Genomic DNA, 20,535 nt, shown 5'->3' with positions numbered 1-20,535 from the left:
ATTTTTTACAGAAAGTGAAAATAGCGGCGAGACGGGCATCCCGGCCCGCCTGCACCGCTCAGTAAAGCAGCGTAATGCCGGGGAGATTCAGCTGGCGGGCGGAGAGTTCCTGACGAATGGCGCCGACGCCGTCGTCGAGTTTATTGAGCGCGAACACGCCGCTGACCGTACGCGATCTGAGTTCGGGATTGATCGCTACGATGCGGGTTTCGCGATAGCGGTTGAGCTGCGCGAGCGCCTGCGTCAGCGGTTGGCGGTCGATCACCAGCCAGCCGCGCCGCCAGGCGTCATCACCGGCCGTTTGCCGCGTCAGCTGCAGCTGCCCGTTGCGGTAATGCGCCGCCTGGCGTTGCGCGACCACCAGCGAACGCTCACCGCGCTCAAGCGTTACCCGCACGCTGTGCTGATGCACGCTGACGTCGACGCCCTGCTCGGTGCGCGCCACGCTGAACTCGGTGCCCAGTGCCTGGGTGACGCCGTTTTCCGCCTCCACCCTGAACGGGCGACTTTCCGGCCCGCCCAACGGCGCGACGACAAAATAGGCGGCGCCGCTAAGCAGCCGCACCTTGCGTTCGCCTGCGGAATACGCCAGTGCGATCGCGCTGCCGCTGTCCAGCGCCACCCGGCTGCCGTCCGGCAACGCAACTTCGCGCACCTCGCCGCGAACGGTTTGATAATCCGCCTGCATGCCAATCCATAGATCCGGCCCGTGATAAACGCCGAAGGAAACGGCGATCGCCACCGCCGCCGCCACCGCCCAGCGGGGCCACCTGCGATGGGATGACGTTTTCAGCGTCGCCACCTGCGGTTGTAACGCCTGCCGCTGCTCAGGCGGCAGCTGTCCCAGCGTCGTCCACAGCAGGCGAGCCTGACGCAGCGCCGCCGGATGCTGCGGATCGGCGGCCAGCCAGGCGTCCAACGCTCGCCGCCGATCGGCCGGCAGCGCCCCTTCGGCCAGGCTCACGGCCCAGGCGGCCGCCTGCTGTCGCACCTGTGCGGTTAGCGGTTTCATAATGGCATAGACCTCTGTTTTTTCTGGTTATAGGTTAAGACGTCTGAGCGCGGATAAACCCGTAAAAAAATTGCCATTATTGTTCTTCCATCCGCGCCATCAGCCGCTCGAGCGCGCTGGCCAGGTGTTTTTCCACCGTGCTGAGCGACACGCCCAGCTGCGCCGCCACCTGCGCCTGGGTCAGGCCATCGAGCCGGTTAAGGCGGAAAATCTGCTGCGTGCGCGGCGGCATGCCCGCCAGCGCCTGCTGCAACAGCTGCAGCAATTGGCTATCGATCGCCAGTTGTTCAAGCGCCGGTTCACCGGAGGGATACTGCGCCAGAATGTCGTCTTCGACCGCTTCGGTCTGCCGCCGCTGCTGCTGGCGCAGATGGTCGAGCATCAGGTTTTTGGCGGTTTTATACAGGTAGGCTTCGATATCGAGAATGTTACCCTGCGGATATTGCTCGGTAAGGCGGGTAAAACTTTCCTGCGCCAAGTCCGCGGCCAGCTGAGGGTCGCGCAGTTTGGCGTTCAAATAGGCTTGCAGCGGCCGCATATGGCGCAGAAACAGCGCCTGCAACTCGGAATTGGACATCTCTTTTCCCAGAAGTGAAACACCCAATAGGGGCGATAAAAATCACATAAATGATTATCATTATCAATATTGTTCTGGGAAATATGTGCTAACGCGGGGGGGATAAACAGGAAACCGGCCTGGCGCCGGTTTCCGCTGGGCTGCAGGTCAGTGCTCTAGCGCCTCGTCTTCATAGCGGTGCTTGGCGTCGAGCGCTTCCTGCTCGGTTTCATGTTCACTGAGCAGCGTATTTGGCTCAATGTCGTCGGTGCGCACCTCAAAACGGCGCAGATGCAGGTTCGGGTCCCCCCGAAACACCTCTACGACGCGGGCGCTCCGTGGATAAGCAGGTTGATCATTTTCGCGCATGCCGTTCTCCCGTGTGTTTCACACAGTAGCAAGTATAGCAGCCGTCCTCATTCCGACACGCGCGAGCCGAGATCGCGATCGCCAGGGGGGCCCGCCAACAGCTCGGTCAATTCGTCGCAGGCGCAAATGCGGCCTTCGCGCACGGTGAAGTGCGCCAGCACCCGCACGCGGCAGCGGGAACCGTCACGCTTTTCCACCTCGACCAGATGGTGAGTCAGCACCGCCTCGCCCTGCTCCGCCGCCGCGATCACGCTCAGCGTCATGCGGCGAGTTTGCCGCTTCAGCAGCGCCATATGCTGCTCAAACTGCTCGAAGTTCAGCACCTTGCCATCCACCTGCTGGCGGTACCCTGCGCTGAAACGGGCGGCGAGCTGCGTCGGCCGATGCTCCGGGCTGGCGACCACCTGCTGCAGCGTATCGAGCACCAGGTTCAATGGGGTGAGTTGAGTCATCACATTTCTCCGAAATAGGGTGAACGGCGATCCTATCCCGGCCAGGCGATGGCATAATAACCACATCAAGACTTTCAATAACGTTAAACGGCCAACATGACGCAGATCCGCAGCCAACGCCTTCAGCATGAAAAAAAGCACCTGACGCCCTGGCACCGGCACGAAGGCGGCCAGATCTATCTCTTGACGCGCGGCATGCTGGCAATGGAACTCCCGGGCCGGCAATGGGCGATCACCGGCGGCACGCTGGGCTGGCTGCCGCCGGGATGCGCCCATCAGGCGCTGGCCTGTGGCGACGTGGCGGGCTGGAGCCTGTATCTGCCGGTGGAAAACGTGCCGGAGATGCCGCCGCTGCCGCAGCTGTTCACGGCCTCTGCGTTATTGCAAGCCCTGGTGGAGCGCATCGCGCAGTTCCCCGCCGGCCCGCTGAGTGCGCCGCAACGGCGGCTGCTGCAGGTGCTGCTGGACGAAATGCACGCGGCAAGCCGCGCGCCGTTGCAATTGCCGCTGCCGCAGGACGCCCGGTTGCTGAACATCGCCCGGGCGCTGCTGAACGATCCCGCCAGCCCGCGCAGCCAGCGCGACTGGGCCATCTGGGCCGGGCTCAGCCCGCGCACCCTGAGCCGCCGTTTTCTGCAGGAAACCGGCATCAGCTTCGCGCTGTGGCGCCAGCAGGCGCGGGTATTGCGTTCACTGGAGGGGTTATCACGCGGCAAAGCGGTTGGCGAGGTGGCCGACGCCTGTGGCTATGACAACGTCAGCGCCTATATCGCCGCCTTTCGCCGCCGCTTCGGCGTCACGCCCGGGGCCTACTTTGCGGCCGCTCGGCAAACGGAATAGAAAAACGGGCGCACAGCGCCCGAAGAGAAGAAAAGGTTATTTCACCGTCTCACGCGGCAGCACCGCGAGGATTTGTTCCACCACCCGCTGCGGATCGGCGGCGCCGTCCATCACGTAATGTGCGGCATCCTGATACAGCGCTTCCCGCGCGGCCAGCACCTCGCGCATCTCTTCGGCGATCGGCCTGCCGGTGAGCGTCGGGCGCTGCGCATCTTCCGGGTACTCTTCCAACCGCTGCGCCAACACGCTGGCCGGCGCGCGCAGGTAGATAACGGTGCCATGCTGGCGCATAAACTGACGATTCTCTTCCGCCAGGATCGCCCCGCCGCCGGTGGCAACTATAGTTGACGGCTTAGTCACGGTTTGCAACGCGACGGTCTCACGGCGGCGGAACCCCAGCCAACCCTCGCGCTCGACCATTTCCGCCACGCTCATCTGCGCCGCCTGCTGCATAAACAGATCGGTATCGACGAATTGATAGCCCAACGCCAGCGCCAATGCGTGGCCTACCGTGGTCTTGCCGGCTCCGCGAGCGCCTATCATGAACAGGGTTTGTGTCATTACGGGTTGTCCCTTATGCGGTGACTTGAGTGCATTGCATACCAAAATGCCGAGCGGGTGCGATGGCGTGGTGGCAGCATCATACCCTGCCCGCTCTGTATTTCAATATTTACGATAGTGTAAATTCCATGGCACAGCGACTGCCGACGGCAAAGCCGTGCGCCAGATCCTCATCCAGATGCCGCCGCAAGGCGGCCGTGAGCTGCGCGCCCTCAAGCGGCCGGAATCCCAGCCGCCGGTAGTAAGGCGCATTCCACGGCACCTCAATGAAGGTGGTGAGCGTCAGGCGGCCGGCACCCTGCCGTTTGGCCTCTTCCGCCACCGCGCCGATCAAGCGGCGGCCGACGCCCTGCCGCTGCCAGGTGCCGGCGACCGACAATTCGGCGATGTGCCAATCTTCCCCCTGAGCCAGCACGGCGATGAAACCGGCGCACTCGCCGTTGTCGCTTTCCGCCAGCCATTCACGGCGCTCGGCGATAAACGCGGCATGCTGCTGCGGGGCCATCACCTCGCCTTCGGCAATAAAGCGCCATTCCGGCTGTTGGCGAAACAACTGCGCCGCCGAGCGTTCAACCGCCATCAGATGCGCGATATCCCGCTGCTGCGCCAAACGAATCTGCAGGCTCATGGGTTCTCCTTAACGTTGGGGCGGTTATTTAAGCAAATTTCACCGCCCGTGGCTTAGAAATCGACACTGCCGCGCAGCACCACCTCACGCGGTTCCCCCACCGCCACGCGCAAATTGCCGCCGCTGGACGGGTAGTAGGTTTTATCGAACAGGTTCTTCACGTTCAGTTGCCATTTCACCCGATAGCCGTTGATCGGCATGGTGTAAGCGGCGAACGCATCGGCAACGGTGTAGTTATCCAGGTAGAAACTGTTGGCAGCGTCACCCGGGCGGTGCCCTACGTAGCGCGCACCGGCGCCAATGCGCACCTCATCGCCGCTGTAGAGACCCGGGCTGCCCAGGTTCTGGGTCAGGAACAGCGAGGCGGTGTGGCGCGCCACGTTGGTCATCTCTTTGCCCTTGTTGTCCGGATCGTCCACCACCCGTGCGTCGGTATACGCATAGGAACCGATCAGGCTCAGCGAGTCGGTGAGATTACCGGCCACGTCCAGCTCCACGCCCTGCGAACGCACGCGTCCGGCGGTGCGCGTCACGGTTTCGCCCGCCACCAGCTCACTGACCATCACGTTGCGCTTGGTGATGTCGAACAGCGCCAACGTGCCGGTAACACCGTTCGGCAGCGCCAGCTTGCCGCCGACTTCCCACGACTTGCCCTGCTCCGGCGGCAGCGAATCAATCTGGGTGGCGATGGAAGAGTTCGGCTTGAACGACTCGGTATAGCTGCTGTACAGCGACATGTAAGGCGTCAGCTTGTAGACCACCCCGGCGCGCGGCACCAGCTTGCCGTCCGAGCTGTCAGTATTGGTCTGGAACGGCCGCCCCTTGCCGGCATAGACGTCGAAAGCGTCGTAGCGCAGCCCGCCCATCACCAGCCATTTATCGGTCAGTTGGATGGAATCCTGCATAAACCAGCCGTAGCTGGTGAGATTTTCCCGCTGGTCGCTGTCTTTGGCGCTGACCGCGGTCGACGGCGGCATCAGGCCGTATACCGGATGATAAATATTGAAATCGCTGTTCTTTTTACCGCGGATCATGTCGCCGCGGTAGGTACGGTTATCTTCAAAATCAAAGCCGAACAGCATCTGGTGGTTGATGCTGCCCCAGTCCACATCACCATTGAACGTCAGCTGCACCGCGTTGGCGTGGCTGACGGCATGGGCGGTCGAGTCGGCCTGGCGGCTCAATGCGCCGCTCTCCGGGTCCAGCGCCGTGGCGCGCGCCTGGTTGTCGCTGTAGCTGTTGCGGCTGTAGGCGTAGGTCAGCGAGCTTTTCCAGCGCTCATTGAGCGTTTGATCGATCTGCAGAGTGACGCTGTCCTGATCGCCGCGGGTGGCGTTATAAGCCTCGTCGAAACGGCGATCGCGCGGCGTATTCACCGGTTTGCCGGTGCGCGAATCGATAATGGTGCCGCGATCGAACGGCACCAGATATTCCATATGCTCGTAGGCCAGCCGCACGGTGGTGTTCTCGCCGTACCACATCAGCGAGGGCGCGATCACCGTCTGACGATTGCGGCCAAAGTTGCGCCAGTAATCGGTTTCATCGTGATCGACGATCATCCGATAGGCGAATCCCGACGTGCCGAGCGGCCCGGTAACGTCGAGCTGGCCGCCGCCGCCGTTGAAACTGCTGCCCCAGCCTTCCACGTGGGTATGCTGCTGCAGCTGGGGTTTTTTGATGATCATGTTGATCATCCCGCCCGGCTCGCCCATGCCGTACAGCATCGAGGCCGGCCCCTTGAGCACCTCCACCCGCTCGGTGGTCGGCGTAAAGTTGCGCGCCTGCACCGAGCGCACGCCATCGCGCAGAATGGAGCCGTCGCGGTTGTCGCCGAAGCCGCGTTTCATTACCGCGTCCTGGGTGCCCCCCAGCGTGTTGGCCTGGGTTATGCCGCTGACGTTGTACAGCGCTTCGTCCAGGCTGCTGACCGCCTGATCGGTAATCACCTGTTGCGGCACCACGTCGATCGCCTGCGGCACGTTCAGCAGGTTGGTTTCGCTGCGGGTGCCGGTGACGCTGGTCAACGGCTGATAGCTCTGCACGCCGTCGGCGTCTTTGCGGCCGACCACCACCAGGCTCTCTTCCTGCGGCGCGGCTTTTTCCGCCGCCCACGCCGGCGATGTCGCGCAGGCTGCCAAAGGCAATGCGCACCACCAGCCGCGCTTGTTGTTATTCATTATCTAACTGACTCCAATAGGTCCCTGAAAAAGGTAACGGCAAAAACTGCTGATACAACTGTTGGAAGGTCTGCTGCGGGTTGATGTCGGCGAACAGATCCGGGTAAAACGCTTTGGCGAACATCTCGACCAGCACGACATGGTACGGGCTGAGGTAAAAGTTGTGCCAGACGCTCCAGGCGCGGTGGTTTTTCACCGCCTGCAGGCTGGCCAGCATCGGCTGTTTGGCGATCAGTTGGCGGAAGCTGTCGGCGGCCTCTTGTCGGCTGACCTGCGGCCCGAGGCGCAGATCGGACAGCCGTTTGCCCTGCGGCCCAGCCATGCCGGTGGCGAGGTACACGTCGGGATTGGCGCTCAGAATGGTTTCCGGGTTCAGCTCGCCATACACCCCTTTGACGCTGGCGTTGGCGATGTTGTCGCCGCCGGCGAAGGTCAGCAGATCGCCGAGGTTGCCGTGCGCGGCGGTGGTGCAACAGGTGTCGCGCCGCCCCAGATGCAGGTGCAGCATCACCTTGGGCTTCGGCCCCTGATAGCCCGCCAGCCGTTGCCGGATCACCGTCATATGCTGCTGATAAAACGCGATGAACTGCTCGGCGCGTTGCTGGCGATTGAGCACTTCGCCCAGCAGCCGCACGCTCGGCACGGTGTTGTTCAGCAGATCGATGCGCAGATCGACGTAGATCACCGCCACGCCGGCCTTGCTCAGTGCGGAAACCAGCAGATCGTTGTCGCCGTCTTCACGCGCGTAGCGCGCCAGAATCACCAGATCCGGCTTCAGCTGCAGCAGGCTTTCGATGTTGACCTGGCGAAAGTTATTACCGCTGATGACGGGGATCTGGGCTATCTGTGGAAACTTCTGCGTATACAGCTGCCAGCTTTGCGCATCAAAGCGCGCCAGATCCGCCGGCCAGCCGACGATGCGCTGCGCCGGGTTGCCCGGCTCCAGCAGCGCCAGCGTATACAACATGCGGCTCTCCCCCACCACGATGCGCTGCGGGTTGTCCGGCACCGCGACCTGGCGGCCGGTGATATCGATCACCGTCTTCGCCTGGGCGGAGAACATGCCGAACCACAGGGAAAGCAGCAGTAAAATGAGGGAATTGCGCATGATTGAGCCGAAACGGGGGAAATAGTGTGCGCATGATAATCACTCTCATTAGCACTTGCAATCCCACGCCGCGATTGCCAAAAGAAATCCGGGAAACGGTGCCGGGCACGCGGTAAAACACCGTAAAACCGCTAAAATAGCGGCTTTAAAAAGTTAAAAAAATGGCGGAAAAATCGGTTAAATAGGAGGGGGAAACAGCAAAAAAACCGGGAGACCTCCATGACTCAACGCATCATTCCGCTGTCGGAGTGCCCGCAGTTTGCCGATGTGTGCGCCGCCTGGGCTTTCGGACAATGGGGTTCACAGCGCGGCGGTTCGCTGGCGCGCACCCAGCTGCGTTTCGCCCAATGCAGCCGGCCAAGCGACGATCACCTGACGCTGATGATGATCGACGGCGATCGTCCGGTCGGCATGGCCAGCCTGTGGCCCAGCGACGATCGCCAGCGTCAGGATCTCACTCCGTGGCTGGCCGGCGTCTTCGTGCATCCCGATCACCGCCGCAAGGGCATCGCCCACCGTCTTGAAATGGCCATCGTCGAGGCGGCGCGGCAACGCCATCACTCGGTTCTGCATCTCATCACCGACAAGTCGGAAGCGCTGTACGCCGGCTGGGGTTGGCATCCCGTGGAACGCCGGCGGCAGCATGACGAAGAGGTGGTGGTGATGGCGAAAACGCTGTAGCTAACGCGGCGTACAGACATACACCAGCGCCGGCGGGAGGTTGCGCACTACCCGCAGGCGCTTCCAGTGAAAATAGCGCGACAGCAATTTTTCCGACAGGTGGCTGTATTGAAACAACACCAGCGTGCCGTTGCGCGCCAGCAGCCGCTGCCGGGCCTGCTGAAGAATGCGCACGCTGATCCTGACCGGGATCGACAACAGCGGCAGGCAGGAAAACACCACGTCGTAATCCGTGGCCATCCGGGTCGCAGAGTGGCCCATCACCTGCAGCCGCCGATCGTCTATCCCGCGCAGCCGATGCACGAAATGGGGTTGGATTTCGAAAGCCTCCAGCGCCGCATCGGCGCGCATCCGCCCCAGAATGCGTTTGGTCAACACCCCGTCGGCCGCGCCCAGTTCCGCGATCGACAGCGCCCGGGTCCATTCAATCTGGTTCAGCATCGCCTGACACAGCCACGGGGAAGAAGGCGCCAGCGTACCGACGGTGCGCGGTGAAGCCATAAATTGCTGCAGGTAAGCGAAGTGATTCATCAGTTGCAGCCGGGTCGCATTTAACATTGAGGCCTCCTTGGGTTAAGCCCTCAATGTGAGCCGAATTTCTTAAGTAATCATTAACATGATTCCGAAAGCGGTAGACACAGTTGTAATAAAATGCAACCTCATCAACGGCACGCAAAGAAAAACGGCCGTAATAATGACCTGAGAATAAGTCGTTTATACACCGACTATTCAGATAATTATTGCGACCGTTTATTTTATTGGCCGCGTTGCCGCGGCCAGAGGGTAAAAAAACCAATGCTTAGCGATAAATTTCCGCATTGCCGCGCCAGTTGCTGGAGTCCCCGGGGGTGTCCAGACCGATAATGCGATAATGACTGGCGCCGTCCGCCGCAGCTTTTTCTTTCAGGGCGGTGATGGCGTCATGCGGTGAGCCGCTAACGCCGGAAACCGACACAACGCCGAGGCTTTGCAGATTGGCGGCCTGCTCGCTGTTGACCTGTTTTACCGACGACAGCGGCGCGGCGAAAGTGGAAAATGAAGCGGCGGCGATCAATACGGCTGCGATGCTTGGGATGAGTTTCATGATTGACTCCAGGTGTTCTTGTTTATTAGCTCGTGGTCAGTGATGTTAATTATCCGCTAGCCAATGAAAACGGACGTCATGCAACGTAAAGAACATCAATCATTGTGATGAGAATAAGGAGGAAGTGAGAGCGGGTGTGTATTTTCAGGCGGGAATGACTTTATAGGCCTCACCTTACCCCTATTTGATGAACAATTAAAGACGGTGCGAGATAAAGCATGCGCGCCGCGTCTATTTAAGATTTTTTACCCGCCGGAGCGCGCTGAGCTACGCTGATTTTGTGGCTTACCCTTTTAAGGAAGAACGCTTATGTCGCAAAACCTGCTGCGCGTGCGTGACGGTCAGGGCGCGTCGGTCTCATTTTCCGAGCTGCTGTTCGATCTGATCTACGTTTTCGCCGTGACCCAACTTTCCCACTATCTGTTGCATCACCTGACGCTGACCGGCGCGCTGGAAACCCTGCTGCTGTGGTTCGCCGTCTGGCTGGCCTGGCAATACACCGCCTGGGTCACCAACTGGTTCAATCCGGATACCCGCCAGATCCGCCTGCTGCTGTTCGCGATCATGCTGCTGGGGCTGTTCGCCGCCGCCGCGCTGCCGCAGGCGTTTGGCGAGCGCGGCCTGATCTTCGCGCTGTTTTATGTCGCTATTCAGGTCGGCCGCTCCGCCACGGTATTGCGCCTGCTGGCGCCTGGCCACCCGTTGAAACAAAACTTTCGCCGCATCCTCGGCTGGCTGTGCATCTCCGCCGTTTTCTGGATCGCCGGCGGGCTGGCGGAAGGCCATACTCGCCTGGCGCTGTGGGCGATCGCCGTCTTGTGCGAATACGTCTCGCCGATGTTCGGCTTCCGTCTGCCGGTGCTGGGGCGCTCGGACAGCAGCAGCGAATGGACCATCGAAGGCCACCATCTGGCGGAGCGCTGCCAGCTGTTCGTGATCGTGGCGCTGGGGGAAACCATTCTGATCACCGGCGCCACCCTGAGCGAAATGGAAAGCTGGAGCCTGCCGGTGCTCATCGCTTCGCTGGTGGCCTTTCTCGGCAGCCTGGCGATGTGGTGGGTTTACTTCGACACCAGCAGCAAAGCCGGCAGCCACGCCATCAGCCAGGCGGAAAACCCCGGCCAGCTGGGCGCTTATTTCCACTACGTGCACGTCGCGCTGGTGGGGGCCATCATCGTCTGCGCCGTGGCCAACGAACTGGTGATCGCCCATCCTGACGGCCGCATCCAACACGCCACAGCGGCGGTGCTGCTGCTCGGCCCGGCGATTTACCTGTTCGCCAACGCGCTGTATAAACGGTTGGTGTATCGCCGCTTCCCGCTGTCGCACCTGGTTGGGCTGCTGGCGCTGGCGGTATTGGCCCCCGCGGCCTATTTAACCGATCTGCTGATGGTCAATGGCCTGACGACGCTGATCATGGTGGTGGTGGCGGTGTGGGAGAGCATCTCGCGCGGCAGAGCGCCGCAGCGGCACGTGGAGACCTGAAGCCAACGGGGGCGTCACCGCCCCCGCTGTGAGATTGATGACAAACCTCATGCCATTGCCGGGGTTGCAGAGAGCAGCGGATAAAAAACAAGGAAAATCAATTTATTGATTTTCGGCTGATGGCCACAAAGGAGGAAAAACCACGTTTTTTCCTCCTTTTTCAACGGTCTGACGGGGGCGCTGTCGCCCCCTCTCGATCACTTCAAGGGTTGCGGCAAGGTGAGCACCCAGAGCTCACTCAGCGACTCCGGCTGCTCCAGCGGGCGCAATTCGATACGGGCATCGGTCTTATCGCCGTCGAGGCTCAACCGCCCTCCTTTCTCCAACTGGTAGTCACCGATTTTTTTGCTCTTTGGCGACGCATCCACCAGCTTCGCCTGCAAGCCGAAATCGTTGTCATTGATCACCGCCAGCGTGCGATCGTCGATCAGCGCCAGCCCTTCCGCTTTCTCCTGGCGCCAGCCCAACTGGCGCAGATCCGCCACTTCCCGTTTCTGCGCCAGCTTCACGCCGCGTTTAGCCAGCTCTTGCGCATCGTCGAACTCCAGCGCTTTGCCCTGGCCGTCAAACGTACTCAGATCGCTGGCCTGCGCGAGATCCACCAGATAGATCTTGTTGATCATCGTCTTATCTTTATCGGTTCCCTGTTCAATCAACAGGATGCGCTGGTTGTCCAACGCCACGATATCGCCAATCTTGGCGTCTTTGGCTTTTTTATAGCGGTCGATATCGATGGGATAGCCATACATCGCAGTTTTGCCACTGCGCGGATCGAAGCTCACCAGCCGGGTAAACTGCGCCTTGTTTTTGCTTTTACCATCGACATCCAGCGTGCTCTGCACCGCCGCCAGAATGCGCCCATCCGGCATCCGGGTCAGCCCCTCAAAACCGCGGTTGGGCTGGCGCCACTTCAGGATGTTCGGCAAACCGCTCGCCACCGCCTGCTCGCCGGCCTGCGGCGTTGGGCCATATTTGGCGAGAATTTTGCCTTTGTCGTCGACATGGATCAGAAACGGGCCATACTCGTCACACAGCCAATAGCCGCCGTTGCCGTCACCGATGACGCCTTCGGTATCCAACCCACGGCGATCGCCGGACAGCGGTTGCAGCGCGTCGTTCAACGCCACTTCGTTCGTGGAACCAATCAGTTCGCTCGGCAGCGGCAGCCCGCTAATCGGCCCTTTTTCGTCATGCAAGGGCCGCGCATTCTCGGCCACGGCCTTGCCGCCGCCGATACGAATGTCCATCAACAGAGGCGTGAATTGCGGATTGGCGAAAATCTTGGCTTCTTGCTTGCCCACCGCAGGGGCATCAGCATTCGGGCCGCGATCGGTCAGCGTCGTCAGTACCAGATCGTCGCCCTGCTTGCGATTGAACGACAGCCCTGAGCCGATCCCCACCGGCAACCCCTGCGGGAAATGCTTGGCAAACGCCCCCTGATAGGCGACGCGTTCCCCGCCGGGGAAGCCGACCACATAACGCGCCACCTCAATATCTGCAGCGTAGGTGAATACCGGAAACAGCGAAGCCAACAGCAGGGAGAGCGATTTTATTCTCATGTTTTTTACCCGAGGTTGAATGAAGCGTTATCAGGCAGAAGAAGATATTAATTTAGCATGACACTTAGATGACAACAGGCGCTTCGTCAAATGTAAAACAAGCAATAAGGTTGGCTGGCAAATAGAAATTAGCAATTAACCTGAGCGTATTGAATGGAGAAAACCGCTGGAAAAAACCGCCCGAAAATAGCCCGCCATTTTGCTTAGGGTAAATTCTTATAGCAAAGATAAAAAAATCGGCAAACGCGCGTCGGCACGTGGAAAAACGGTGTTTTTCTCATAGACAAAATAAAATGTCAGGGATTTAATACCGCCGTTATTCAAGGTGCATTAAGAAAATTCTATAGAATATCTGCATGAACTCAAAAAGCTGTTCTATAGTTTTTAGTGCTAACGCCCGTTAGTCTATTCCGCAGGATGGAATCTATGTCAAAGCGACTTTTTGCTGAATTTTTTGGCACATTTTGGTTGGTGTTTGGTGGTTGTGGTAGCGCAGTATTGGCAGCGGCATTCCCACAGCTGGGTATTGGTTTCCTCGGCGTCGCGCTCGCTTTCGGTCTGACCGTGGTGACGATGGCCTATGCCGTCGGCCATATTTCCGGCGGGCATTTTAACCCGGCCGTCACCGTCGGCTTATTCGCCGGCGGCCGTTTCGCGGCGAAAGACGTTATTCCTTACGTTATCGCTCAGGTCATCGGCGGCATCGCCGCAGCGGCGGTGCTGTATTTGATCGCCAGCGGCAAAGCCGGTTTCGACGCCACCGCAGGCGGCTTCGCCTCCAACGGTTACGGCGAACACTCACCGGGCGGTTATTCTCTGCAAGCCGCGATCGTGATTGAGCTGGTACTGACCGCCTTCTTCCTGATCGTTATTCACGGCGTGACCGACAAGCGCGCGCCGGCAGGCTTTGCCCCGCTGGCGATCGGCCTGACGCTGACGCTGATCCACCTGATCAGCATCCCGGTGACCAACACCTCCGTCAACCCGGCGCGCAGCACCGGCGTAGCGATCTTCCAGGGCACCTGGGCGCTGCAGCAGCTGTGGGTCTTCTGGCTGGTGCCGCTGGTCGGCGGCATTATCGGCGGCCTGATCTACCGCTGCCTGCTGGAAGACAAAAAATAAGCGTATCGCAGTCAATCGCGTTTCACGGGGCAGCCTTCATCGGCTGCCCCGTTGCTTTCAGCCCTTCGTCACTTCAAACATCATGATGTCGCTGGTAAAGGAGCCGTCCAGCTGAATGGCAAAATGCGCCGCCACCTCTTCCGACACGCTTTGTTGCAGCGCGCGGATCGCGGTGACGAAATGCGCCGGCGTGCGCATACGCGCCACCCAACTGCCGAACTCCAGCATCAATCGATCCGCCGTCACTTCGCGTACCATCAGCCCGGCTTCGGTCAGCAACGTCAGCCACTCGCCCGGCGCATAGTTGCGCACGTGCGAGGTGTCGCGCAGCACTTCCACGGTTTGCAGGTAGATATCCAGCAGCGGATGCCCCGGCGAGACCACGTCCATAAAGATCGCGCTGCCGCCCGGTTTGAGTACCCGCCTGACCTCGCGCAGCGCCTGGCCGACGTCGTGCCAGTGGTGCGCCGAATAGCGGCTGATGACCAGATCGAAGCTGGCGTCTTCAAACGGTAAAGACTCCGCCACGCCCTGCTGCTGCTGAATGTTATTCAGGCCTTTTTCCGCCGCCGCCTGCTTCACCACCGCCAACATTTGCGCCGACAGATCGTAGGCCACCACCTGCGCCACCCTGGCAGCCGCCGTGAAGCTGGCATGCCCGGCGCCGCAGCCCAGATCGAGCAGGCGCGCGCCGGCGTGCGGTTCCAGTAACTGTGCAAGGCGTTGCAAATCCTTGCCCTGCGCATGCACCGCGCTGGTTAAGTAGGCGTTGGCCTGCTCGCCGAACTGCCGGTCTACCGCGTTTTTATGGCTGTTGCTGATGCTCATGTTTGCTCCCGTTATTATCCGGCTTGCGCCTGTGCCTGAAGGCTTTCGGCTACTATAATCAGGCTACTATACGGGTACAATATGAGCAGTTATCCTGGTATAAATAGGTACCACGCTATGTCATCAGAAGCTTTATCCGGGCCAAAGGCCCTCGGCGCGTTCCTGCGGGCGCACCGCGAACGCATCACGCCGGAAATGCTCGGCCTGCCCAGCTCCTCGCGCCGTCGCACCAGCGGCCTGCGGCGCGAAGAGCTGGCGCAAATCAGCGGCATCAGCGCCACCTGGTATACCTGGATCGAACAGGGCCGCGAGGTATCCATTTCCCCCTATACGCTGGCACGCATCGCCAAGGCGCTGCGGCTCGGCCCGGCCGAACGCCATTACCTGTTTACCCTGGCGCGCATCGCCGACCCCGAGCAGGAAACACACCGCGAAACCGCCAACGACGCGGTGCTGCAAAGCGTGCACCAGATGACGGTGCCCTGCTACCTGCTGGACGTGACCTGGAACGTCGTCGCCTGGAACCCGCAGGCGGCGGCGCTGTTCAGCGGCTGGCTGGATGTGGCCAACAGCCCCAACCTGCTGCACTTCATGTTCTTCCACCCATTAGCGAAAACGCTGGTCAGCGATTGGGAGGAACGCGCTCGCCGCGTGGTGGCCGAGTTTCGCGCCGAGACCAGCCATCATCAAAATACCGAAGAGATGCGCGCCTTCGTGCGCAACATGACGCACAACAGCGCAGACTTTAATCACTGGTGGAAACAACATGACGTCATGGCGCGCGAAGGCGGCGAACGCGCGTTCGAGCATTCTCGGCAAGGCACACTGCGCTATCGCCAACTGACCTTCCACCCGGCAGAGCACGCCGGTCTGAAGCTGGTGATGCTGATCCCGCTGCCGCAATTGGTAACAAATTCATAGGCAAGTTTACCCGCCATTTATTTATTGGTTCATGTAAACGCGCTAGGGTGATTAATATCGATGATAATGATCATCCAGCACCGTTATTTATCTCCTGAGGTACTCCTATGCAATCCGAAGAACAACGCCTTATCGATGGTCTGTTTGGCCGCCTGAAAGAAGCCGAGACCAAGACGGGCCCACGGGATCTCCAGGCAGAGCAGCAAATCAACCAGCATATTCGCGAGCAGCCTTCCGCCCCTTATTACATGGCGCAGGCGATGATCATTCAGGAAGCGGCGCTCAAGCAGATGGATCAGCGGGTCAAAGAGCTGGAGGCCCAGGTGGCGCAGCTGCAGCAAACCGCCAACGGCCAGCAGAGCAGCGGCGGCTTCCTGGCCGGTCTGTTCGGCGGCGGCAGCCGCACGCCAAGCCCGCGTGAACAGTATCAGGCGCAGCAGCAAAATACGGCGGCCTGGAACAACGCGCAGCAGGGGGGCTACGCGCAGCAGCAGCCTGCCTATGCCCAACCGCAGCAGGCGGCGCCCTCACGCGCCGGCGGCTTCCTGGGAGGCGCCTTGCAAACGGCGGCGGGCGTCGCCGGCGGCGTGGTGTTGGCCGACATGCTGACCGGCATGTTCCGCCATTCGCAACCACAGGAAATCGTAAATATTATCGAGGAAACCCCGGCGCCGCTGGACGACAGCGCAATGCGCAATTTCGACGCCTCCAACAACCTTGATACCTTCAACAACGGCGATGGTGGCAGCTTCCTGAACCAGGACAACGGCTTCCAGAACGCCAGCTATCAGGACGACACGGATTACGCCGACGACGATTACAGCGACGACGACGACTCCTTCCTGTAATTCCCTTCGCCCCCTCTCACCCGCAGAGGGGGATTCCCCGTTTCACCAATCTGGTCTACAGTGAACACTGTTCATTTATCCAGCCGGGAGAAACGATGATGAGCCTTACTCCTTCAGACCCTTTTTTCAGCGAACGCCTGCAGATGCGCCCGCCGGTGATGGCGGATCTCGAACGCTTCTACGCCATCTTCGGCGATCCGCAAACCCAGCGTTTCAATCCCGCCGGCCCGCTCACCAGCGAAGCGCAGGCTATCTCGGCGCTGCAAGAGAGAATTTCCGGGTGGCAACAACACGGTTACGGTTCCTGGGCGATCGCCCTGCGCGAACGGCCGGATTGGATCATCGGCTTTGGCGGATTGTCCTGGAAACCGCTCGGCGCGCAGCGCACCGTGAACCTCGGCTATCGATTCGATACTCGCGTCTGGGGCATGGGGTTGGCCACCGAGATGGCGCGGGCTTCGCTGCAATATGGTTTTGTCGGATTGGCGATGGAGGAAATTTCCGCCATTGTGCGCGCGGAGAATCAGGCGTCGTGGCGAGTGCTGGAAAAGATCGGCATGCGGCGGGTGGATACGCTGGATGACGTGCCCGGCGCGGCGCCGAGCCTGGTGTATACACTAAAGCGCGGCGACTATCAGGGCTGATCGTCGCTGATTCTGGCCAATGCCATGCGATAAGATTTGACCTTCTTACGCTTTTTCAGCCAGGTGGTGGTCGACACGATGAACACCGCGCCCGACATCGCCAACACGCCGGTCGGGTGGCCGTAAAACACCATCAAGGCAAAGTACACGGCGGAAACGATCGCCACCCATTTCGCCGTATTGCCCATGTCGTTTTTCTCCTGGGTCAAACGGCGAATGCGCTCTTCTTCACTGATTCCCATACGCGCTCCTTGTTGGTTGAATGTTCCATTATATGGAGCTGGAGTGCTGATATTTCAAGCGGTTGGATGGTAAAGAAGCGTAAAGCTCAGGCCGGCGGTTCCCGTCGCCGCGGCAGATAGCGCCCGGGCTGATCGGCACCCGGCAGACCGGCGCCGTCGTTGCGGCCAAACAGCCGGTAGCGATTGCCGGCGACCGCGTCGTACACCTTGTCCGCCAGCTTCGACGGCAGATAACGCCCCAGCGCCAGCGCCAGCGCGCGGTATGGCCAAGCCAATTGGCGCAGCGCCTGAAACAACGCCGCCGAACGCAGCCAATAACGCCCCTGCTCAACATAGACCACGGAATCGAAACGATCGGTCGGCAACCCCAACGCCAGCAGGATCGCCTGCCCTTCGACGGATTGCACCGTTGCCAACAGAATACGCCGCTGCCGATCGGCGCGAATAAGGTATCTCACCAGCCCGTGACACAGATTGCATTCGCCGTCGAACAACAGCGCGCGCTCGCCGGGCTGGAGATAAGGCAGCTGTGATAAAGGGGTCATCCCGCCTCCCGTAAAACGCTCTCCTTAGCCTAACGCGCCTGGCGCGCTCAGGCCAGAGCGGGATGACAGAGTCCGTTAAGGCGCAGGCGGTGCGTCAGGCACGGCCACCACCGCGACGCGCACTTCGTAATGTTTGGCGCTGCCCGCCGGGATCACCGCCGTCAGTTTGTTGATGGTTTCCACCGGATTGTCGCTGGCCGAGGTGGCGCAGAACAGCTCGCCGCCGTGGCAGAACCCCGGCTTGGGCGGGTGCCCGCCCGGGAAAGGCGGCATGCGCATCGGCGCATCCATCAAAGGCGGCAACGCGTTGGCCGCAGGCTTCTCAGGCGCCGACATCGCGCTCGCGCTGAACAATAGCGCCATGCCCATGCAGGGCAGCGCCAGGATCTTGATTGCTTGTTTCATTGAATTAGCCTCATTTGCCGGGTTCGGGATTACGCTACCCCGCCCCCGGCCAATGAGAAAGCCGCTTTTCGCTACCTTTTCGCCCCGCTGCGCTTTGCTTACATCCCGCGTCTAACGTGATGAAAACAGAAGATTTGGTAAGCATTCAGATCTTTCCCACTTTCCGCACGGCACATGCCGCCCTACGTGGAAAGCTCTTCATGTTCTTTTTCCAATCACCGGCTTAAAGTGGGCATGGACTAACTTTCCTGCTTATCTTTTCTCTTCTGCCTAAAGTTTTCGTCATTAATACAATATTGGTAAGAATCAACGATCAAACCCGTTAGCCGCAAAATATTTTCCGGGCGGTCGATAATGATATGCCCCCCTGCAGCCAACTCCAGGCCGGCGCGAGTTATCTCAGCCTGCCTGGCATCGTCTATCTCAAGCGGAAGCAAAATGGTTGGGCGTTGTTTATTGTCGAAATAACGCAAAACCCATCGCGTCGTCTTTCCTTGAAAGAGGATGCTGTAATAGCTTTCCGTGTCTTTCGCAATCAACTCTGCCTCAGTGCCCAAGATCATCGCCACATTGTCAAACAAGCACCTTTCTGCAAAGGTCGTCACTATTTTACTATTCTCGGGGTCAACGATAGGGGCGAGCGGATCGGGTCTGTTTTGCGTTTCACCTTCATCTGAAGGTTCAGACGCTACAACATTTTCCGACGTCACTGACAGACCAGAAACGACCATCGCACTCACCGCTTTTTCAACAGCCAAACGAACCAATGGCGTTATTGTGTCCAAAAATCGTTGGTTTAGCTGACGCTGAACGTTAGAGCGACTTGCCACATAACGAACAAAATCTGAATCAACGTCTCGAAGGCTGGCGCTGATAGTTTTTGTAAATGAAATCAGATAGATACTTTCTTCAGCTAAAGTCCGCAGCGCTTCCGGCTGAAATTGGTCGTGTCTAAATCTATAGAGCTGATCAATATCAGAATCATTTAGATTATTAAAATCTATTTTCAGGAATGGCGTATCATCCATGATGTTCTTATCTTTCAGATCGGTGAAAAATCGCCATTCTTTTCCATTGGTTATTGCAGAAACCGTGACCTCCGGTGTCGCATTAAAATAACGAGATAGCTGGGGGCTATGATTTGACAGATTTTGATTGAAAGACTTCGCCTCGATGAACATAACGGGAACCGCATGGCAAAAAAGGGCGTAATCAACGCGCTCACCTACCTTAACACCTGGAAAATCAGCACCATACTCCGCCTTCACTTTAGTCGGATCATATGGATGAAAGCCTAGGGTTTCTAATAACGGCAAAATTAATGCCTGCTTAGTCGTTTCCTCAGTATTGCAATGCTGACCTACAGAGGCCACATGAAGAACATGAGCCTTAAGCTTATCTCTGAATGCATTCATCAACCATCCCTCTGCTGTGTTAAATCGCTGTAGTCTTAAATTACACGTTCAAAAGTGCTTTTCTTGCAACAAAGCGGGGCTCTTAAATAGAACTCCGTCAATATTTAATAGAATTAGCATTAATTATTAGTTATATAGCAGAACAAATAGCCTTAATCAAAATGGGAACAAAAAGACCTAAAGCCGATCACAATAAAAAATAGAGAAGTATTAACAGATGGGAATTTATAGCGAGTGAACCATTGTTGGTTGGTACTTCTACAGAATCCAAATACAAATGATGGGCAGCAAATACTGCCCATCTATCGCGTTACTTACCGTTGGTCAGCGTGTTGTAGCTGGTCATCAGATTGCGGTAGTCCGGGATATGGTTGGAGAACAGCGTGCCCAGGCCTTCGATATCGTTGCGCCAGTCGCGGTGCAGCTCGCAGGCGACGCCGAACCAGGTCATCAACTGCGCGCCGGCGGCTTCCATGCGGCTCCAGGCCGACTGACGGGTCAGTTCATTGAAGGTGCCGGAGGCGTCGGTCACCACAAACACTTCGAAGCCTTCATTGAGCGCAGACAGTGCCGGGAATGCCACGCACACTTCGGTCACCACGCCGGCGATGATCAGCTGCTTGCGGCCGGTGGCTTTTACCGCGTTGACGAAGTCGTCGTTGTCCCAGGCGTTGATCTGGCCAGGGCGCGGAATGAAGGGAGCATCGGGGAATTGGGCTTTCAGTTCCGGCACCAGCGGGCCGTTGGGGCCGTTTTCAAAACTGGTGGTCAGAATGGTCGGCAGGTTGAAATACTTCGCTAAATCACCCAGCGCCAGCACGTTGTTTTTAAACCGATCGGGATCGATGTCGCGCACCAGCGAAAGCAGCCCTGCCTGATGATCCACCAGCAATACGGCGGCCTGATCTTTGTCGAGGCGTTTGTAATTTGCAGTCATGGTTTTACTCCTGTGGGGTTTGATGTTGCGGATGAAATGCCCCGCCGGTGTGGCGGGGCGTTGAGGTTTAAGTGTGGCGTCTGGAACCGAGAACACTTCCCGCCCCAGATGCCAAG

Annotated in this window: 24 protein-coding genes; 7 read left to right on the top strand and 17 right to left on the bottom strand. The window is 59.1% G+C overall.

Annotation, left to right across the window (positions count from 1 at the left end; translation table 11 throughout):
- Nucleotides 1-58 precede the first annotated feature (58 nt).
- From MMS95_RS15440 to MMS95_RS15425, 4 genes are all read right to left on the bottom strand, one after another.
- Entirely contained in the window at nt 59-1,012 is a 954-nt protein-coding gene (locus MMS95_RS15440; RefSeq protein ID WP_242141905.1) for a FecR domain-containing protein, read from the bottom strand.
- A gap of 76 nt (nt 1,013-1,088) precedes the next feature.
- Nucleotides 1,089-1,589: an RNA polymerase sigma factor gene (locus MMS95_RS15435; protein WP_033637263.1), complete on the bottom strand. Its 501-nt coding sequence runs from the start codon at nt 1,587-1,589 to the stop codon at nt 1,089-1,091.
- A gap of 147 nt (nt 1,590-1,736) precedes the next feature.
- On the bottom strand, nt 1,737-1,937 hold the full coding sequence (locus MMS95_RS15430; RefSeq protein WP_015376810.1) for a YaiA family protein: 201 nt from the start codon (nt 1,935-1,937) through the stop codon (nt 1,737-1,739).
- A gap of 47 nt (nt 1,938-1,984) precedes the next feature.
- On the bottom strand, nt 1,985-2,389 hold the full coding sequence (locus MMS95_RS15425; RefSeq protein WP_033634029.1) for a nuclear transport factor 2 family protein: 405 nt from the start codon (nt 2,387-2,389) through the stop codon (nt 1,985-1,987).
- 96 nt (nt 2,390-2,485) lie between these two features.
- Here MMS95_RS15425 and MMS95_RS15420 point away from each other — a divergent pair, with 96 nt between their 5' ends.
- A complete protein-coding gene (locus MMS95_RS15420; protein ID WP_242141903.1) occupies nt 2,486-3,229 on the top strand; it encodes an AraC family transcriptional regulator in 744 nt (247 codons plus the stop codon).
- Nucleotides 3,230-3,265: 36 nt separating this feature from the next.
- Here the strand turns inward: MMS95_RS15420 and aroL are convergent, their stop codons facing one another.
- The 4 genes from aroL to MMS95_RS15400 all read right to left on the bottom strand — a co-directional run bounded on the left by aroL (nt 3,266) and on the right by MMS95_RS15400 (nt 7,703).
- Complete coding sequence (gene aroL, locus MMS95_RS15415) at nt 3,266-3,790, bottom strand: shikimate kinase AroL (protein WP_033634031.1); 525 nt, start codon at nt 3,788-3,790, stop codon at nt 3,266-3,268.
- Nucleotides 3,791-3,899: 109 nt separating this feature from the next.
- Nucleotides 3,900-4,418 carry a GNAT family N-acetyltransferase gene (locus tag MMS95_RS15410; RefSeq protein ID WP_004940503.1) on the bottom strand — a complete coding sequence of 173 codons (519 nt, stop codon included), beginning with the start codon at nt 4,416-4,418 and terminating at the stop codon, nt 3,900-3,902.
- Between the two features lie 53 nt (nt 4,419-4,471).
- The gene (locus tag MMS95_RS15405; RefSeq protein ID WP_242141901.1) at nt 4,472-6,595 is read right to left on the bottom strand and encodes a TonB-dependent siderophore receptor; all 2,124 of its coding nucleotides are present in this window, start codon (nt 6,593-6,595) and stop codon (nt 4,472-4,474) included.
- Complete coding sequence (locus MMS95_RS15400; RefSeq protein ID WP_242141899.1) at nt 6,588-7,703, bottom strand: ABC transporter substrate-binding protein; 1,116 nt, start codon at nt 7,701-7,703, stop codon at nt 6,588-6,590. The genes MMS95_RS15405 and MMS95_RS15400 overlap by 8 nt, the downstream gene beginning before the upstream one ends.
- Before the next feature lie 219 nt (nt 7,704-7,922).
- Here MMS95_RS15400 and MMS95_RS15395 point away from each other — a divergent pair, with 219 nt between their 5' ends.
- Nucleotides 7,923-8,384 (top strand): GNAT family N-acetyltransferase, encoded by a 462-nt coding sequence (locus tag MMS95_RS15395; RefSeq protein WP_033634034.1) that lies wholly within the window; start codon nt 7,923-7,925, stop codon nt 8,382-8,384.
- On the opposite strand, the gene MMS95_RS15390 is transcribed toward MMS95_RS15395, so the two are convergent.
- Nucleotides 8,385-8,942: an rRNA adenine N-6-methyltransferase family protein gene (locus MMS95_RS15390; RefSeq protein ID WP_103085979.1), complete on the bottom strand. Its 558-nt coding sequence runs from the start codon at nt 8,940-8,942 to the stop codon at nt 8,385-8,387. It lies immediately after the preceding gene.
- Nucleotides 8,943-9,183: 241 nt separating this feature from the next.
- On the bottom strand, nt 9,184-9,468 hold the full coding sequence (locus MMS95_RS15385; RefSeq protein ID WP_033634035.1) for a YdgH/BhsA/McbA-like domain containing protein: 285 nt from the start codon (nt 9,466-9,468) through the stop codon (nt 9,184-9,186).
- 309 nt (nt 9,469-9,777) lie between these two features.
- Between MMS95_RS15385 and MMS95_RS15380 the strand changes: the two genes are divergently transcribed.
- On the top strand, nt 9,778-10,953 hold the full coding sequence (locus tag MMS95_RS15380; RefSeq protein ID WP_242141898.1) for a low temperature requirement protein A: 1,176 nt from the start codon (nt 9,778-9,780) through the stop codon (nt 10,951-10,953).
- 197 nt (nt 10,954-11,150) lie between these two features.
- On the opposite strand, the gene MMS95_RS15375 is transcribed toward MMS95_RS15380, so the two are convergent.
- Complete coding sequence (locus MMS95_RS15375; RefSeq protein WP_085336572.1) at nt 11,151-12,512, bottom strand: esterase-like activity of phytase family protein; 1,362 nt, start codon at nt 12,510-12,512, stop codon at nt 11,151-11,153.
- 426 nt (nt 12,513-12,938) lie between these two features.
- Here MMS95_RS15375 and aqpZ point away from each other — a divergent pair, with 426 nt between their 5' ends.
- Nucleotides 12,939-13,634, top strand: a complete 696-nt coding sequence (aqpZ, locus tag MMS95_RS15370) for an aquaporin Z (protein WP_004940529.1) — start codon at nt 12,939-12,941, stop codon at nt 13,632-13,634.
- Between the two features lie 57 nt (nt 13,635-13,691).
- Here the strand turns inward: aqpZ and MMS95_RS15365 are convergent, their stop codons facing one another.
- Entirely contained in the window at nt 13,692-14,462 is a 771-nt protein-coding gene (locus tag MMS95_RS15365) for a class I SAM-dependent methyltransferase (protein WP_242141895.1), read from the bottom strand.
- A 117-nt stretch (nt 14,463-14,579) separates the two neighbouring features.
- Here MMS95_RS15365 and MMS95_RS15360 point away from each other — a divergent pair, with 117 nt between their 5' ends.
- The 3 genes from MMS95_RS15360 to MMS95_RS15350 all read left to right on the top strand — a co-directional run bounded on the left by MMS95_RS15360 (nt 14,580) and on the right by MMS95_RS15350 (nt 16,875).
- Nucleotides 14,580-15,383: a helix-turn-helix transcriptional regulator gene (locus MMS95_RS15360; RefSeq protein WP_171403051.1), complete on the top strand. Its 804-nt coding sequence runs from the start codon at nt 14,580-14,582 to the stop codon at nt 15,381-15,383.
- A gap of 107 nt (nt 15,384-15,490) precedes the next feature.
- Nucleotides 15,491-16,231, top strand: coding sequence for a DUF2076 domain-containing protein (locus MMS95_RS15355; RefSeq protein WP_004928461.1), 741 nt, complete (start codon nt 15,491-15,493; stop codon nt 16,229-16,231).
- A 95-nt stretch (nt 16,232-16,326) separates the two neighbouring features.
- Nucleotides 16,327-16,875, top strand: a complete 549-nt coding sequence (locus MMS95_RS15350) for a GNAT family N-acetyltransferase (RefSeq protein ID WP_015376798.1) — start codon at nt 16,327-16,329, stop codon at nt 16,873-16,875.
- On the opposite strand, the gene MMS95_RS15345 is transcribed toward MMS95_RS15350, so the two are convergent.
- From MMS95_RS15345 to ycaC, 5 genes are all read right to left on the bottom strand, one after another.
- The gene (locus MMS95_RS15345; RefSeq protein WP_004928468.1) at nt 16,866-17,117 is read right to left on the bottom strand and encodes a hypothetical protein; all 252 of its coding nucleotides are present in this window, start codon (nt 17,115-17,117) and stop codon (nt 16,866-16,868) included. The genes MMS95_RS15350 and MMS95_RS15345 overlap by 10 nt on opposite strands.
- An 86-nt stretch (nt 17,118-17,203) precedes the next feature.
- Complete coding sequence (locus MMS95_RS15340; protein ID WP_242141893.1) at nt 17,204-17,662, bottom strand: DCC1-like thiol-disulfide oxidoreductase family protein; 459 nt, start codon at nt 17,660-17,662, stop codon at nt 17,204-17,206.
- Nucleotides 17,663-17,737: 75 nt separating this feature from the next.
- The gene (locus MMS95_RS15335; protein ID WP_015376796.1) at nt 17,738-18,067 is read right to left on the bottom strand and encodes a hypothetical protein; all 330 of its coding nucleotides are present in this window, start codon (nt 18,065-18,067) and stop codon (nt 17,738-17,740) included.
- A gap of 239 nt (nt 18,068-18,306) precedes the next feature.
- On the bottom strand, nt 18,307-19,482 hold the full coding sequence (locus MMS95_RS15330; protein WP_242141891.1) for a type I restriction endonuclease: 1,176 nt from the start codon (nt 19,480-19,482) through the stop codon (nt 18,307-18,309).
- A gap of 310 nt (nt 19,483-19,792) precedes the next feature.
- Complete coding sequence (gene ycaC / locus MMS95_RS15325; protein WP_033653308.1) at nt 19,793-20,419, bottom strand: isochorismate family cysteine hydrolase YcaC; 627 nt, start codon at nt 20,417-20,419, stop codon at nt 19,793-19,795.
- Between the last annotated feature and the right edge of the window lie 116 nt (nt 20,420-20,535).

This window comes from Serratia sp. PGPR-27 (assembly GCF_022678525.1).
In the GTDB taxonomy this organism is placed as follows: Bacteria; Pseudomonadota; Gammaproteobacteria; order Enterobacterales; family Enterobacteriaceae; genus Serratia; species Serratia nematodiphila.
This window is presented reverse-complemented; position numbering and strand designations above follow the sequence as displayed.